General features: G+C 39.9%; 13 protein-coding genes. All 13 read left to right on the plus strand.

Going from position 1 to position 16,421, the window contains the following annotated elements; genetic code table 11:
• Nucleotides 1–94 precede the first annotated feature (94 nt).
• Nucleotides 95–1,228, plus strand: coding sequence for a DNA polymerase III subunit beta (gene dnaN / locus FC15_RS00380; RefSeq protein WP_057822787.1), 1,134 nt, complete (start codon nucleotides 95–97; stop codon nucleotides 1,226–1,228).
• Nucleotides 1,229–1,568: 340 nt separating this feature from the next.
• Nucleotides 1,569–1,784, plus strand: coding sequence for an RNA-binding S4 domain-containing protein (locus FC15_RS00385; RefSeq protein WP_235803296.1), 216 nt, complete (start codon nucleotides 1,569–1,571; stop codon nucleotides 1,782–1,784).
• Nucleotide 1,785: 1 nt separating this feature from the next.
• On the plus strand, nucleotides 1,786–2,901 hold the full coding sequence (gene recF / locus FC15_RS00390) for a DNA replication/repair protein RecF (protein WP_057822792.1): 1,116 nt from the start codon (nucleotides 1,786–1,788) through the stop codon (nucleotides 2,899–2,901).
• Between the two features lie 50 nt (nucleotides 2,902–2,951).
• A complete protein-coding gene (gyrB, locus tag FC15_RS00395) occupies nucleotides 2,952–4,934 on the plus strand; it encodes a DNA topoisomerase (ATP-hydrolyzing) subunit B (protein WP_057822794.1) in 1,983 nt (660 codons plus the stop codon).
• 19 nt (nucleotides 4,935–4,953) lie between these two features.
• The gene (gene gyrA / locus FC15_RS00400; RefSeq protein ID WP_057822795.1) at nucleotides 4,954–7,554 is read left to right on the plus strand and encodes a DNA gyrase subunit A; all 2,601 of its coding nucleotides are present in this window, start codon (nucleotides 4,954–4,956) and stop codon (nucleotides 7,552–7,554) included.
• Between the two features lie 199 nt (nucleotides 7,555–7,753).
• Nucleotides 7,754–8,056: a 30S ribosomal protein S6 gene (gene rpsF / locus FC15_RS00405; RefSeq protein ID WP_057822797.1), complete on the plus strand. Its 303-nt coding sequence runs from the start codon at nucleotides 7,754–7,756 to the stop codon at nucleotides 8,054–8,056.
• A gap of 27 nt (nucleotides 8,057–8,083) precedes the next feature.
• Nucleotides 8,084–8,575: a single-stranded DNA-binding protein gene (gene ssb, locus FC15_RS00410; protein ID WP_057822799.1), complete on the plus strand. Its 492-nt coding sequence runs from the start codon at nucleotides 8,084–8,086 to the stop codon at nucleotides 8,573–8,575.
• Nucleotides 8,576–8,613: 38 nt separating this feature from the next.
• Nucleotides 8,614–8,856, plus strand: a complete 243-nt coding sequence (gene rpsR / locus FC15_RS00415) for a 30S ribosomal protein S18 (protein ID WP_057822801.1) — start codon at nucleotides 8,614–8,616, stop codon at nucleotides 8,854–8,856.
• 552 nt (nucleotides 8,857–9,408) lie between these two features.
• Nucleotides 9,409–11,421: a DHH family phosphoesterase gene (locus FC15_RS00420; RefSeq protein ID WP_057822803.1), complete on the plus strand. Its 2,013-nt coding sequence runs from the start codon at nucleotides 9,409–9,411 to the stop codon at nucleotides 11,419–11,421.
• A gap of 34 nt (nucleotides 11,422–11,455) precedes the next feature.
• Nucleotides 11,456–11,908, plus strand: coding sequence for a 50S ribosomal protein L9 (gene rplI / locus FC15_RS00425; RefSeq protein ID WP_057822805.1), 453 nt, complete (start codon nucleotides 11,456–11,458; stop codon nucleotides 11,906–11,908).
• Between the two features lie 76 nt (nucleotides 11,909–11,984).
• The gene (dnaB, locus tag FC15_RS00430) at nucleotides 11,985–13,367 is read left to right on the plus strand and encodes a replicative DNA helicase (RefSeq protein ID WP_057822807.1); all 1,383 of its coding nucleotides are present in this window, start codon (nucleotides 11,985–11,987) and stop codon (nucleotides 13,365–13,367) included.
• A gap of 152 nt (nucleotides 13,368–13,519) precedes the next feature.
• The gene (locus FC15_RS00435; protein ID WP_057822809.1) at nucleotides 13,520–14,803 is read left to right on the plus strand and encodes an adenylosuccinate synthase; all 1,284 of its coding nucleotides are present in this window, start codon (nucleotides 13,520–13,522) and stop codon (nucleotides 14,801–14,803) included.
• A gap of 422 nt (nucleotides 14,804–15,225) precedes the next feature.
• A complete protein-coding gene (locus FC15_RS00440) occupies nucleotides 15,226–16,299 on the plus strand; it encodes a M42 family metallopeptidase (protein ID WP_057822811.1) in 1,074 nt (357 codons plus the stop codon).
• Nucleotides 16,300–16,421: the final 122 nt, after the last annotated feature.

The raw sequence follows: 16,421 nt of genomic DNA on the forward strand, positions 1-16,421 counted from the left end.
ACGTTAATTTTAGTTATCCACAGAATCAACAGGGCCTATTACTAATACTTTAAAATCTTTTATATAATAACTATTAACCTCAGGAGGATTCCTTATGAAATTCACGATTGATCGCCTTGGCTTTATGCGTCAACTTAGTAATGTTTTACGTGCAGTCCCTTCAAAAACAGTTATTCAAATTTTGACTGGTATTAAATTTGATTTAACGGATTCAGGGCTTAACTTAACAGGGAGCAACGCTGATATTTCCATCGAAACATTCATCCCTGTCACTGATGAATCGATGAAACTCCAGATTGAATCAACTGGCTCAGTTATTTTGACCGCACGTTTCTTCAGTGAAATCATTAAAAAGCTACCTGGCGAAACATTTACCTTTGAAGTTAAGGATAATTTTCAAGTCGTTCTGACTTCTTCGGTCTCAGAATTTACGGTTATTGGATTTGATGCGAATAGCTATCCGCGTTTACCAGAAATCACAGATGCAACCGAACTTGAATTTTCATCTGAAGTTTTCCGTGGGTTGATCAACCAAACTGTATTAGCTGTTTCTGCTCAAGAAAGTCGTCCAATTTTGACGGGTGTTCATTTCATGATCAATGCCGATGGTCTCTTAGCAGTTGCAACAGATAGTCATCGATTAGCTCAACGTAAACTTGATCTTCCAGTGGCTGGCAATTATGATTTTGTCATTCCTGGTAAGAGTTTAGGAGAATTAGCGCGGATGCTTGCAGACGTTCAAGATGAGATTCACTTGAAAATCACAGATAATCAAGTGTTATTCAACTTTGGATCAACGAAATTCTACTCACGTTTACTTGAGGGAAATTATCCAGATACAACTCGTCTAATTCCAACAGATTCAACCACTATCATGCAAATTGACGCTGCCACATTGCTAGCTTCTGTCGATCGTGTTTCAGTGATGTCACACGAAAGTCGTAATAATGTTGTTCGTCTTCAACTAAATGCCGAAAATAAGCAAGCGACGCTGTTAAGTAATTCGCCAGATGTTGGTAATGCCGAAGAAAATCTAAGTTTCACCGCCTTAACGGGTGAAGTATTAGATATTTCTTTCAACCCTGATTATTTAAAGGATGCTCTGCGTGCTTGTGGTGCCACAGAAATCAAATTGGCGTTCACGACTAATCTGCGGCCATTCACGATTGTTCCTTCTGAAGACGGTGATTACTATGTTCAATTGATCACACCGGTCAGAACTTTTTAGTTAAAACAATAAATAAGTGAATTTAAGATAGATTTGATAAAACTAGCATTTTTTATCGACTAGGGAGCAAATTTAACGATTCGTCGTTTAATTTGCTCTTTTTTAATTAGCTATTTTAATTCCAGACAATATTGCCAGTATAGATTCAACATTTCGCATGGTATCTTCTAGAAACGTCATAAAATACATTTTCAGCAATTTTAGCTTTTTTGGGCTAAATATATTGTTTGAGGTTAAATACGCTCTAGAAGGTTAATATTGCCATTTAAATTGTACTTTTGATCAAATAAAAGGTATAATTTAAATATGAATTACTATTTTTTTGATAGGGGCGATGTTTTTGAAACAGGTTAAATTGACCGCAGATTATTTGACATTGACTCAATTGTTGAAAGAGGAAGGCATCATCGGAAGTGGTGGTGAGGCGAAGTTTTATCTACATGATTTTCCTGTAACCTATAATGGTGAACCCGAAGATCGTCGTGGTAAAAAATTGCACGCCGGTGACGTGGTCAAATTAAGTTCTGGCGAAGAATTCCAAATTGTGAAGGCCTGAGATGTATTTAGAACACCTTGAGCTAACTCACTTTCGCAATTATGATAACTTGGTGATTGATTTTTCACCGCAAATCAATGTTTTAATTGGCGAAAATGCTCAAGGTAAGACGAACTTGCTTGAAGCAGTTTACGTTTTATCATTAGCTCGTTCGCACCGAACAAATGATGATAAGTCGTTGATTCAATGGGGAAATGATTTTGCGAAGTTATCAGGAATTGTGCAGCGTCGTGTGGGCCGGTTACCTTTAGAAATTGTGCTTAGCCATCAAGGCAAGCGTGCTAAAGTTAATCATCTTGAACAGCGCCGATTATCACAATACGTTGGACAATTGAATGTTATTTTATTTGCCCCAGAAGATTTGGGCCTCGTCAAAGGATCGCCGGCTATTCGACGCCGATTTATCGACATGGAATTTGGCCAGGTTAATCAGCAGTATTTATACAACATCACCCAATATCGAAATATTTTGAAGCAAAGAAATTTATATTTACGCTCTTTGCAACATGGTCAAGCAAAAGATCTTGTCTATCTGGAAGTCTTATCAGATCAATTAGCGGGTTTTGGTGCAGAGATTATTTGGGCACGGTGTGAGTTCTTTAAGCAGATGGAAACTTTTGCCAGTCAACAGCACCGTGAGATAACTCAGCAGCGAGAGAATCTTGCATTTCAGTATCAAACCGTTGTGCCTGTTGCTGAAATCGAAAGTTCAGAACAACTGTACCAATACTTAAAAAAACAGTATCAGAAGTTGCAGAAACGTGAGTTACAACAAGGAACAACTGTTTTAGGACCGCATCGAGATGATGTGGCTTTTATTGTAAATGGCAAAAATGTTCAAACATTTGGTTCACAGGGACAGCAAAGAACAGTCGCTTTAAGTTTAAAATTAGCAGAAATTGAATTAATGCGCGCACAAACGGGTGAAGCACCCGTTTTACTATTAGACGATGTTTTATCTGAGCTCGATGATATTCGTCAGACTCATTTATTGCAGACAATCAATCATCGCGTCCAGACTTTTTTAACGACAACGAGTTTGGATGGTGTTGCAAAGGATATTATTGGCAAACCGACAACTTTCAACGTTAATTCGGGGCAAATTGTCCAACAGTAGTCACATCACGATATACTCAGAATCGCTTGATTTATTGAGGAGGTACTTAATTGAACGACGAAAATAAACCAACAACCAGTGAAGAAACTGAAGAAGAAAAAATCGAAGAAAAAGAAGAAAGGGCCCGTGAATATGATGCGAGCCAAATTCAAGTTCTTGAAGGACTAGAAGCTGTTAGAAAACGGCCTGGGATGTACATTGGTTCTACGAGCTCACAAGGATTACACCATCTTGTTTGGGAAATTATTGATAATGGGATCGATGAAGCTTTAGCCGGTTTTGCATCAGTTATTGATGTGGTTGTTGAAGCAGATAATAGTATTACCGTGACAGATGATGGTCGTGGTATTCCAATTGATATTCAAAAGAAGACGGGACGTCCAGCTTTAGAGACAGTCTTTACGATCCTTCATGCCGGCGGTAAATTTGGCGGTGGCGGTTATAAAGTTTCTGGTGGACTTCATGGCGTTGGCGCTTCTGTTGTTAATGCGTTATCGACGATGCTCGATGTCACGGTCACACGTGATGGCAAGCGTTACTATATGGATTTTGTTCGTGGCAAAGTAAATACTGAAATGAAAATCATCGGTGATGCGCCAGAACATGAGCACGGGACTAAGGTTCATTTTCAACCAGATCCAGATATCTTTACCGAAACAACGATTTATGATGATCAAATCTTAAACACAAGAATACGTGAATTAGCATTCTTAAATAAGGGATTAAAATTAACCTTTACAGATAAGCGTGCTGCAACTGCAGAACGAATTGAATATCATTATGTTGGTGGTATTCGTAGTTACGTTGAATTCTTGAATGAAGGCAAGGACGTTATTTTTCCAACGCCAATTTATGTAGAGGGCGAGCAGGATGGTATTACGGTTGAAGTCGCCTTGCAGTACACAGATGATTTTCATTCCAACTTGCTAACATTTGCGAATAATATTCATACTTATGAAGGTGGGACCCACGAAGCCGGATTTAAGGCGGCTTTGACGCGAGTTATCAATGATTATGGGCGCAAGTCTAACCTTGTTAAAGAGAATGAGGACAAATTGTCAGGTGATGATGTGCGTGAGGGAATGACGGCTGTCGTTTCTATCAAACATCCGGATCCACAGTTTGAAGGTCAGACCAAGACGAAGTTAGGTAATTCAGATGCTCGTAGCGTTACCGATAAGATGTTTTCTGAGACGTTTACGAAGTTCTTGATGGAGAACCCTGCAGTTGCCAAACAAGTTGTCGAGAAGGGCCAATTAGCTGCAAAAGCGCGTCTGGCTGCAAAGCATGCGCGTGAAGTCACACGTAAAAAGTCTGGGCTTGAAATCAGCAATCTTCCTGGGAAACTAGCCGATAATACAAGTAAAGATCCCGAAATTTCTGAATTATTTATCGTCGAGGGTGATTCCGCCGGTGGATCTGCAAAACAAGGGCGTTCTCGGTTAACGCAAGCTATTTTGCCAATTCGTGGGAAAATCTTGAACGTTGAAAAGGCATCGATGGAAAAGATCTTAGCTAACGAAGAAATTCGAACGCTATTTACGGCTATGGGTACTGGGTTTGGTAGTGATTTTGATTTGGGCAAAGCGCGTTATCATAAGTTGATCATCATGACCGATGCAGATGTCGATGGTGCGCACATCCGCACGCTGCTGCTGACCTTGTTTTATCGTTACATGCGTCCAGTTGTTGAGGCTGGCTATGTTTATATCGCCAAACCACCTCTATATCAAGTTCGTCAAGGAAAATTCATGCGGTATATCGATTCAGATGAAGAATTAGACGAAGTAGTTGGTCAATTACCTGCCTCTCCAAAACCAGTGATTCAACGTTACAAAGGTTTAGGTGAAATGGATGCTGAACAGTTGTGGACCACTACCATGAATCCAGAGAATCGACGCATGGATCGTGTTCAAGTCACTGATGCGAAGGAAGCAGATGGTGTTTTCCAAATGTTGATGGGCGATAATGTCGGACCACGTCGTGAATTTATTGAAACTAATGCTAAATATACGAAAAACTTGGACGTTTAGAAGGGAAGTTTGCGAATAAATGGCAGAATTTGAAGATCGACGCATTGATACGGTGAATTTATCTCGAACCATGCGCGATTCATTTTTGGACTATGCGATGAGTGTCATCGTCGCGCGAGCTTTACCTGACGTGCGTGACGGTTTAAAACCAGTTCATCGTCGTATTTTATATGGCATGAATGAATTGGGAGTAACTCCAGATAAACCTTATAAGAAATCAGCCAGAATTGTCGGTGATGTTATGGGTAAGTATCATCCCCACGGTGACTCGGCAATTTATGAGTCGATGGTCAGAATGGCTCAGGATTTTAGCTATCGCTATATGTTGGTTGATGGTCATGGTAACTTTGGTTCCGTCGATGGTGATGGTGCAGCCGCAATGCGTTATACCGAAGCACGGATGAGTAAAATTGCTGTTGAAATGTTGCGTGATATCAACAAAGATACCATTGATTTTCAGCCTAACTATGATGGGACTGAACGCGAGCCGGTCGTTTTACCTGCACGTTTTCCTAATTTACTTGTCAATGGTGCTACGGGTATTGCTGTCGGAATGACGACGAATATTCCACCACATAATCTCTCAGAAGTCATCAGCGCAATTCACTTGTTGATGAAAAATCCAGATGCGACAGTCGCTGACCTAATGGAGGCTGTTCCCGGACCTGATTTTCCAACTGGTGGTATTGTCATGGGTAAGTCTGGCATTCGGCGAGCCTATGAAACGGGCAAGGGAACAATTATTCTTCGCGCCAAAACCGAGGTTGTGACCTTAAAAAATGGACGCGAACGAATTATTGTTCATGAAATTCCATACATGGTCAATAAGGCTAAGTTAGTGGAGCGGATTGCTGAGTTAGCACGCGATAAGCGTTTGGATGGCATCATCGACTTAACTGATGAGTCTGATCGTGAAGGGATGCGTGTCGTTATTGATGTGCGTCGCGATACCAGCGCGTCTGTTGTTTTAAATAATTTATTCAAGATGACGCCTATGCAGACAACCTTCGGATTTAACATGGTTGCAATTGTCAATGGTGCGCCTAAACAATTAAGCTTGAAGGAAATTCTTCAGTATTATTTGAAACATCAAGAGCAGGTTATTCGCCGTCGAACAGCTTTTGATTTAAAGAAGGCTAAAGCACGTGCTCATATTCTTGAGGGTTTGCGGATTGCGCTAGATCACATTGATGAAATCATTAAGATTATTCGTGGTTCTGAAACGGGTGATATCGCCAAGAACACGATGATGGATTGTTTCGGATTGAGTGATAAACAGTCACAGGCTATCCTTGATATGCGTCTGGTTCGTTTAACGGGCTTGGAGCGCGATAAAATCGAGGCTGAATACAATGAGCTGCTGAAAACAATCTCTGACTTAGAGGACATCTTGGCACGTCCAGAACGTATTGACCAGATTATTTATGAAGAGCTCTTGGAAATTCAGAAGCGCTTTGGCGATGAACGTCGAACGGAGCTTTTAGTTGGTGAAGAACTGAGTCTTGAGGATGAAGACTTGATTGAAGAGCAAGATGTCATGATCGTGTTGACTCATAACGGTTACGTCAAACGGCTCCCTGCAACAGAATTCAAAGTTCAAAATCGTGGTGGTCGTGGCATTCAAGGCATGGGTGTGCACGATGATGATTTTATCGAGCAGTTGATTTACACTTCAACGCATGACACACTGTTGTTCTTCACAAATACAGGTAAAGTTTATCGTGCAAAAGGGTACGAGATTCCCGAATACGGACGTACGGCGAAAGGCTTGCCAATTATTAATCTATTGGGCATTGACACAGGCGAAAATGTTGAAACCGTCATTAATGTGCATGATGTTGACGATGAAGATAGTTTATTCTTTATTACTCGATTGGGTACAGTTAAGCGAACGACCGTTGGTGAGTTTTCAAATATTCGTGCGAATGGTTTGCGTGCGTTAACGTTGCGGGATGGCGATGAGCTGTCTAATGTTCTGTTGACTGATGGTAAACAGAATATTTTGATTGGGACGCATCTTGGTTATGCGGTTTCCTTTAACGAAGAATCTGTTCGATCAATGGGTAGAACTGCCGCAGGTGTTCGTGGTATTCGATTACGAGATCAAGATTATGTGATCGGTTCAGCTGTATTGACCCCTGATCAAGAAATTTTGACAATTTCTGAGAATGGTTATGGCAAGCGCACGGCTGTTTCTGAATATCCAATCAAGGGTCGCGGTGGTAAAGGTATCAAGACAGCTAACATCACTGCTAAAAACGGACCACTAGCCGGCTTAACGGTTGTCAATGGGAGCGAGGATCTGATGTTGATTACAACTGAAGGTGTTTTAATTAGATTCCCAGTGGCAAATGTTTCTCAAACTGGACGTGCGACTCTGGGTGTTCGTCTGATTAAAGTTGATAATGGCACCAAGGTGGCAACGTTAGCGAAGGTTGATCATGAAGATCCAGGCGAAATTACAGCAGATTCTGATGAATCGGATGCAGTGGGAACCGAAGATTCCGAACAGCTAGAAGTACCAGATACTGAGGAATCTCACGAGTTACCAGCTGATGTTCAAGAATTGGTCGATCGAGCTGAAGCACCAGATGATCCGACTGAAGATCACGAAGATTAATTAACTTCAAAAAAATAATAGATCGTTTTGTTGTATATAAAGACGTAACCAACTCAAGGTTCTTTAGTCGACAAAACGATTTTTTATTGTCTAAATGACTTATCTATGATAAACTAATAGCTTGTGAGCAGGCTGAATGACTTGCTTACTCCTTGTTCTTAGTAGATAAGAACCAATAGTCCAGAAGGAGGTGTAACACATGGCACAAGCTTTTTACGAAGTTACTTATATCATTAAGCCTGATCTTGATGAAGAATCAAAGAGCACTTTGATTAAACATTACGATGAAGTTTTAGGTAGCGATGGTGCTGAAGTGGTTGATTCTAAAGATTGGTCTAAGCGACGTCTCGCTTACGAAATCAAGAATTACCGTGAAGGTATCTACCATATCGTGAACGTTAAGGCTGACAATTCTAAGGCAATCGATGAATTTGATCGTCTTGCAAAAATCGACTCAGCTGTTTTACGTCAAATGATCGTTAAACGTGAAGACAAAGAATAGTTTTTGTTAGCGAAAGGGGATTTTTAAATGATTAATCGTGTAGTACTTATTGGCCGACTAACTAAAGACGTTGAGTTGCGTTACACCGGTAGTGGTACTGCGGTTGCAACTTTCACCGTTGCCGTTAATCGTCAATTTACAAATGCCCAGGGAGAGCGGGAAGCTGATTTTATCCAGTGTGTGATCTGGCGTAAGTCGGCTGAAAACTTCTCTAACTTTACACACAAGGGTTCCTTGGTCGGTGTCGAAGGTCGGATTCAAACACGATCATACGATAACCAACAAGGCCAGCGTGTTTATGTCACTGAAGTCGTTGTTGACAACTTCTCGTTACTTGAACCAAAGGGTAGCAGTAATGGCTCGGCAAACAGCCATCCAGCTAGTTCGGGTGATAGTAACAGCTTTTCAGCACCTAAAAATAATCAAAGTCAGAATTCACCGGTGGATACTGCAACGAATGATCCATTTGCAAATACTGGTGAACCAATTGATATTTCTGACGATGATCTCCCATTTTAACAATTAAACTTAAGAACGCTTGAGAGGAGGAAACCTACATGGCTCAACAACAACGTCGTGGTGGTAACCGTCGTCGTCGTAAAGTCGACTTCATCGCTGCTAACCATATCGAATATATCGACTATAAAGACACAGAACTGTTGAAACGTTTTATCTCTGAAAGAGGTAAGATTTTACCACGCCGAGTAACTGGTACTAGCGCTTTAAATCAACGCAAGTTAACCATTGCTATCAAGCGTGCAAGAATTATGGCTTTATTACCATTCGTTGGTGAAGAATAGTCATCATGATTCAAGGGCTGCAGACTGCAGCTCTTTTTTGATGTTTCAAAGACTAACATAGATTTGAAATATCAAAAAAGGGATGATTTGGTTCAATACCCGATGATGATAGTCTAAATATCTTCATTGTCTAATCGAATAATTTTGTTAAACTGATAAGACACGTGCTTTGATTAGCACTGAAACGTCCTATGAGGATGGATGATCAAGTAAGTATAACTAGACTTAAAAGTAATTAACGAGGCCTCAGCACGAAATTAGAGAGAAATTTAGGCAATCTAATGGTGCAGTTATTTATTGGAGATTGAATGTTTACTGAGAACTTGATCGAAGTATAATTAATATTGATTTAATCGAAGTCTTTTTGATGTCATAGATCATCGATGGCAAACAATTATTTTAAAGGTATGAATAGCATGCAAGGTTGTCGTTTTACGCCATCCTTGAGAATAATACAATGTATTTATGGTAAAATGGGCATATAACATAATTAGGCGCAACTTTAACGAAAGAACCCTATTGGAATCAATCACGATGTCATGAAGGGATATTATGAAGAAAATAATTAATTGGATTCGCGGTTTAATTAGCATTCCAACTTTTTTTGCGGACATACAATTAAGAATCATTGCTTTAACGATTATTGGGATTGCAATTATTGCGAGTGTTGTGGCACTGATTATCGCGCCAACCTTTGGCATCATCTTTTTGGTTGCAATGATTCTGATGATTGGTGTCATCTTTTACGGTTTTGAATTATTATCGAAGAACACGAGTAAATATGTTTCTGATCTCTCCTATCGAATCAAGCGTGGAGAACAAGAGGCATTGATTCAAATGCCAATTGGAATCATGCTGTTTGATAAAAACGAGGAAATTCAATGGGTCAATCCGACTTTACAGAAGTATTTGGGGGATCAAAGTGTTTTGGGACGCCAAATCAAAGAAGTTGATCCACAACTTGTCGATTTAATGACGCAGCACAAAGATGATGAAGTGACTAAAGTTGTCGACTGGGATAATCGCAAGTTTGAAATCACTGTTCAGGAAAAAGCCGGCGCACTTTACCTATTAGATGTCACTCGTTCCGCAAAGATTGAGCAACTTTTCAATGATCAGCAAGTCGTTATTGGTCAAATTTTCATTGATAACTATGATGAAATTACTCAAGCGATGGATGATCAGAGTGTCTCAAACTTGAGTAATTATCTGACGAATCGATTGACAGACTGGGCAACCAGTTATCAAATGTTTCTGAAACGCGTGGATGAAGATCATTTCTTTGTACTCGCTTATGCTAAGGCGCTTGCACATGCCGAAGAAAATAAATTTAAGATTCTGGATAAAATTCGAGAAGATACCTCTGTTCAGAACTTTCCTGTGACACTAAGTATTGGGTTTGCTTACGGTAGTGATGATCTGTCGGAATTAGCAGTGACTTCACAGGAAAATTTAGACCTCGCGCTTGGACGCGGTGGTGACCAAGTTGTTGTTCGTGCTAAAGGGCAACAAGCGCATTTTTATGGCGGAAAAACGAATCCCATGGAGAAGCGGACGCGGGTTCGCGCACGAATGATTAGCCAAGCATTGCAAGGTTTATTTGCACCAGCACATGATATATTTGTGATGGGACATAGTCGTCCAGATATGGATGCTGTTGGTGCTTCGTTGGGAATTCGCCGGATTGCACAGATGAATGGCATTCAATGTCACATTGTTTTAGATCAAAACTCCATTCATACCGATGTTCAACGGTTAGTACAGGAGATTGAGAAATATCCAGAAATTAGTGAGAGTATTGTAACGCCTGAAGTTGCTTTGAACATGATCAATAGTGAAAGTATGTTGATTATGGTCGATCATTCTAAGCCGTCAATCTCAATTAGTCCTGAGCTCTACGAACGATTAAAAGAGCGTGTGGTCATTATTGATCACCATCGTCGTGGGGAAGAGTTCCCTGAAAATCCAATGCTGACATATATTGAGCCGTACGCTTCCTCAACATGCGAATTAATTGCTGAAATTTTTGAATATCAACCCACAGATGTTGATCCATTAAATAAAGTCGAAGCAACAGCGATGTTAGCTGGTATTTCCGTGGATACACGTTCGTTTGCTCAGCGAACTGGAACTAGAACTTTTGATGCTGCCAGCTATTTACGTTCAGTTGGTGCCAACAATACCATGGTTCAAGAACTACTTAAAGAAAATCCGGACGAATTTATCCAGAGAAATCATTTGATTGATAATCTAGAGATGATTACGTATAATATCGCAGTTGCTGTAGGTGAAGAGGATGAGATTTATGATCCAGTTATCGCAGCACAAGCAGCAGATACGATGTTAAAACTTTCGGGGATTGATGCTTCATTTGTCATTAGTAAACGCTCAGACGATGTCATTGGTATTTCTGCACGTAGTGTTGGCGATGTCAACGTTCAAGTTATTATGGAACAAATGGGCGGTGGCGGTCATTTATCGAACGCTGCGACGCAAATCAGCGATATTTCCGTCAGTGAAGCTCGGAAACAATTGGTTGATATTATTACTAAGAAGACTGTTTAACCAGCGCAATATAAATTATCTGGAGGTAATTAGAATGAAAGTTATTTTTCTCGAAGATGTACGTGGTAAGGGTAAACGTGGACAAGTTAAAGAAGTTCCAGACGGTTATGCGCGCAATTTTTTAATTAAGGGTGGTAAGGCACAACTTGCTACACCGCAGTCCATCAGTCAATTACAAGCACAACAAAAAGCTGAGGAAAAAATTGCTGCAAACGAAAAAGCAGAGGCAAAACAAATCAAGGAAAAACTAGAAGCAGATGAAACAGTTGTTGCAATTAAGTCTAAAGCTGGTTCTGATAGCCGATTATTTGGTTCCGTTCCAAGTAAACAAATCGTAACAGCACTTGCGGACCAATATGGTATTAAGATCGATAAACGCAAGTTGAATCTACCAGAGCCAATCAAAACTCTGGGATATACAAATGTTCCAGTTAAGCTTTACAATGGTGTTAATGCAAAAATTCGAGTACACATTACAGCAGAATAAAATGTAGATTGAAAGTTTGGCGATTCTTCAGCCAGACTTTTTACTAGGTCACAGTTGAATCAACGGAGAGGGAAACATGGATAATTTACAAAATCAACTACCTCCACATAGTGAAGAGGCAGAACAATCCGTTTTGGGTTCTATTTTCTTACGTCCGGATACAATTATTGATGCTATGGAATTTCTTGTTCCTGACGATTTTTATCGTCGAGCAAACCAGATCATCTTCCAAGCCATGATCAATATTAATGAACGTCAAGATGCGATTGATGTTGTGACTATTCGTAGCGAATTAGAGAGTCGTCATCAATTCGACGATGTTGGTGGAGCGACGTATATTGCGGAACTGGCAGCTAACACGCCATCTTATCGCAATATGACGTATTATGCGAAGATTGTCGAAGAAAAATCAATGTTGCGGCGTTTAATCGGAACTGCCACACATATCGTGAATCAAAGCTATCAACAAGATGATGATGCTGCGACTATCCTTGATGAAGCAGAGAAGCAAATCATGGACGTTGGACAGAATCGCAATCGTAATGGCTTTAAACAGATTAGTGACATTTTACTGGAATCTATGGCCAACATTGATAATCTCACTAAACAAGATAGTAGTATTACCGGATTATCAACTGGTTATGCAGCATTAGATAAGATTACCGCTGGTTTACATGAAGACGAGTTAATTATTTTGGCAGCTCGCCCTGGTGTTGGTAAAACCGCATTTGCTTTAAATATCGCACAAAATATTGGTACCAAAAATTCCAACGTTTCAATTGCTATTTTTAGTTTAGAAATGGGCGCCGAACAACTAGTTAATCGTATGATCTGTGCAGAGGGAAATATTACCGCCGATCATCTTCGAACGGGACAATTGACAACTGAAGAATGGGATCATTTAATGGTTGCAATGGCTAGTTTATCGAAAGCAAAAATTTATATTGATGATACTCCAGGCGTCAAAATGGCGGAGATTCGGGCAAAATGTCGACGTCTGCAGCAAGAACAAAAAGACTTGGGACTTATTGTGGTAGACTATCTTCAGTTGATTGAGGGGAGTGGTCAAGAGAACCGCCAGCAAGAAGTTTCAGCGATTTCTCGTCAATTGAAGAAATTAGCGAAAGAATTACACGTGCCAGTTATTGCACTGTCTCAACTTTCTCGTGGGGTCGAACAGCGGCAAGACAAGCGACCTGTTTTATCTGATATTCGTGAATCTGGTTCTATCGAGCAGGATGCGGATATTGTCGCATTCCTATACCGTGAGGACTATTATCGCCCCGAAGATTCAGATGGAGAAGGAGGCGCTCCTCAGCCACAAGATGAAGGTGAGCAGGACGTTGGCCCAGTTGAAGTTATTATTGAGAAAAACCGTGCTGGTGCTCGAGGAACGGTCCCCCTACTTTTCGTCAAATCATATAATAAATTTGCTTCAGTATCTAATCGTGAAGAATAAAAAATCTTAAGATGGCATCGAAATCCTAACAATGTTCGGATTTCGATGCCATTATTTATTTTTGAAAGATTGATTATAAGGATTTTATTGAAAATAGAAACTTTTAATGTTAAAATTCAACTTGGTGTTAATAAATTAAGGGAGTTGCTAATATGTCTGGAACCGTTGTAGTAGGTACTCAATGGGGTGACGAGGGAAAGGGTAAAATCACGGACTTTTTAAGTCAAAAAGCCGATATCATTACGCGTTATCAAGGTGGTGATAATGCTGGTCACACAATTAAACTGGATGATAAGACGTATAAACTACGTTCAATTCCGTCGGGTATCCTGTATGCCGATAAAACTTGTGTGTTAGGCAATGGCGTTGTTCTTAATCCTAAATCTTTAGTTGAGGAAATTTCTCGGGTTCAATCACAGGGACTGTCTACGGATAACTTAGTGATTTCTGATCGTGCACATCTTATTCTGCCATATCATATTGCGCTTGATAAAGCTGAAGAAAATTATCGTCAGGACGAAAAAATTGGCACAACTAATCGTGGCATTGGTCCTGCATATATGGACAAAGCTGATCGTTCGGGGATTCGAATGGTTGATTTATTAGATAAAGATATTTTTGCCAAAAAATTAGCAGCTAATCTTAAATTTAAAAATGAATTACTGACAAAAATATACGGTGCAGAGCCATTAGATTTCGATTCAATTTTTGAACCATTCTATGAATATGGGCAACAACTAAAACCTTATGTGATGGATACCTCTTATTTGTTGAATCAAGAGTTTGAAAATGGCAAAAACTTACTATTTGAGGGTGCTCAGGGCATCATGTTGGATTTAGATCACGGCACGTATCCATTTGTGACTTCTTCTAATCCAGCTGGTGGTGTTTCTGCTGGTGCTGGTATTGGTCCAAAAATGATTGATCATGTTGTCGGTGTCGCTAAGGCATACACCTCACGAGTAGGTGCTGGTCCGTTTCCAACTGAGCAATTGAATGAAATCGGAGATTATATACGTGAAGCCGGGCATGAATTCGGTGTTGTTACTAAGCGTCCTCGCCGAATCGGTTGGTTTGACGCAGTTGTTGTGAACCATTCGAAACGTGTTGCAGGTGTGACCGAACTCTGTTTGAATTCAATTGATGTTCTCACAGGTTTAAAAACGGTTAAGATCTGTACGGCTTACCGATTGAATGGGCAGTTGATCAAAAATTATCCAGCAAGTCTTAGCGATATTGCAAAGTGTGAACCTGTTTATGAAGAACTTCCTGGCTGGGATGAAGATATCACCGAAGCACAAAAATTATCTGATCTTCCAGAAAATGCACAAAATTATTTAAAACGTATTTCTGAATTAGTCGAACTTCCGTATGCCACTTTTTCAGTTGGTCCGGATCGAGAGCAAACAATTGTTTTGAACCATGTTTGGCATTAATTAATGTGAAATAAAAGAGTCATGGAATTAGTTGTGTTCACTAATTTCATGACTCTTTTTCTATGTAAGTGGAGATGCAAGTCTGTTTTCAAAACGCAAATGCGCCAGCAAACTTCATCTCCTGGGTTTGGCACCCAAGATATTATATCATATAAATGATTAATTGCGAGATTTAATTTTATTTTTAGCTTAAACCTCAATCTCCCCTTGATTCTAACACATTTGTCAGTGTAATTTTTTCATGTTTCACGTGAAACAACATTCATCCTATAATGAAATTGTTGGTTATTTACCTTTCCTTAACAGAGCTCAATTTTGGATTTTAAACGTGGTATACTTAAGTATGGAGCAAATGGTTGATTAAGTATTCTGTTCTTAATGAGAATGTTTCATGTGAAACATGACAAATGGGAGTTGAAAAAATGGATAAAAGTAAAGCAATTAAATTAATTCAAGATCTCTCCAATGCTCGGGGAATCTCAGCGTTCGAAGATGAGGTTACCGGTTTATTTAAACGCGAAGTTGCGGATACTGGTGAAATTACTGAAGATCATATGCGTAATGTTTTCGTTAATCATCAATTCAATAATGGAGAGAGACCAGTTGTTGAATTAGATGCACATTCGGATGAAGTTGGTTTCATGATTCGTGCCATCAAGCCAAATGGTCAAATGATGTTTGTTAATGTTGGCGGATGGGCAACAGTTACGATTCCAGCACAGAAAGTTAAAATTCAAAATCGTAACGGTGAATGGATTTCCGGAATTGTTAGCAGTACACCACCACATTTTATGACAGCAGAGGAGAGAACCCGATTACCAAAAACAACAGAGCTCAGTATTGATGTTGGTGCTTCAAGTGCTCAAGAGATTGAAGAAATTTACGGCATTGAAGTCGGTGCACCGGTTGTTCCTGATGTCACCTGTGAATATAACGAGCAGACCGGATTATTTTTAGGTAAGGCGTTTGATAATCGTATCGGAACCGCACTACTTGCATCTACCATGAAGGATATGGCTAATGAAAAGTTGGATGTTGATGTCGTTGCAGGATTATCCTCTCAGGAAGAGGTTGGCGATCGTGGTGCTGAGGTTGTCGTACGAAAAATTAAACCTGACCTCGCTATTGTGTTCGAAGGAGCGCCTGCTGATGATACAGTAATGCCAGACTATTTGATTCAGTCTGGTCTGCGCAAAGGACCTATGTTGCGCGATTTTGATTCAACAATTGTGACTAACCCACATTTCCAGCGTTTTGCTTTAGACATTGCCAAGGAAAATAATATTCCCGTACAACGATCGGTTAGAACAGGTGGCGGACAAGATGGCGCAATTATTAATCGCTATAATGGTGCACCAACAATTGTAATTAGCGTGCCAGTTCGTTACGCACATACACCATATTGCTTTATTGCGTACAAAGATTACGAAAATGCACTTGAACTTGCAAAAAATATATTACGAAAACTTAATGCACAACAACTTTCTAAATTTTAAACCAATTAATATGAAGTAAATAGATAAAGTCCGAGGATAATTGAATCCACGGGCTTTATTTTTTTATCGCGAATTTTATAATCAAGTTAGCCACCCATGTTGATTGATCAAAAAATGGTCAA

This window comes from Lapidilactobacillus concavus DSM 17758 (assembly GCF_001435835.1).
In the GTDB taxonomy this organism is placed as follows: domain Bacteria; phylum Bacillota; class Bacilli; order Lactobacillales; family Lactobacillaceae; genus Lapidilactobacillus; species Lapidilactobacillus concavus.

Bases quoted from the DNA above. Each gene is read 5' to 3' on its own strand.
- FC15_RS00440 (WP_057822811.1), top strand. From the start codon at position 15,226: ATGGATAAAAGTAAAGCAATTAAATTAATTCAAGATCTCTCCAATGCT.
- rplI (WP_057822805.1), top strand. From the start codon at position 11,456: ATGAAAGTTATTTTTCTCGAAGATGTACGTGGTAAGGGTAAACGTGGA.
- recF (WP_057822792.1), top strand. From the start codon at position 1,786: ATGTATTTAGAACACCTTGAGCTAACTCACTTTCGCAATTATGATAAC.
- ssb (WP_057822799.1), top strand. From the start codon at position 8,084: ATGATTAATCGTGTAGTACTTATTGGCCGACTAACTAAAGACGTTGAG.
- dnaB (WP_057822807.1), top strand. From the start codon at position 11,985: ATGGATAATTTACAAAATCAACTACCTCCACATAGTGAAGAGGCAGAA.
- rpsF (WP_057822797.1), top strand. From the start codon at position 7,754: ATGGCACAAGCTTTTTACGAAGTTACTTATATCATTAAGCCTGATCTT.
- FC15_RS00420 (WP_057822803.1), top strand. From the start codon at position 9,409: ATGAAGAAAATAATTAATTGGATTCGCGGTTTAATTAGCATTCCAACT.
- FC15_RS00435 (WP_057822809.1), top strand. From the start codon at position 13,520: ATGTCTGGAACCGTTGTAGTAGGTACTCAATGGGGTGACGAGGGAAAG.
- rpsR (WP_057822801.1), top strand. From the start codon at position 8,614: ATGGCTCAACAACAACGTCGTGGTGGTAACCGTCGTCGTCGTAAAGTC.
- dnaN (WP_057822787.1), top strand. From the start codon at position 95: ATGAAATTCACGATTGATCGCCTTGGCTTTATGCGTCAACTTAGTAAT.
- gyrA (WP_057822795.1), top strand. From the start codon at position 4,954: ATGGCAGAATTTGAAGATCGACGCATTGATACGGTGAATTTATCTCGA.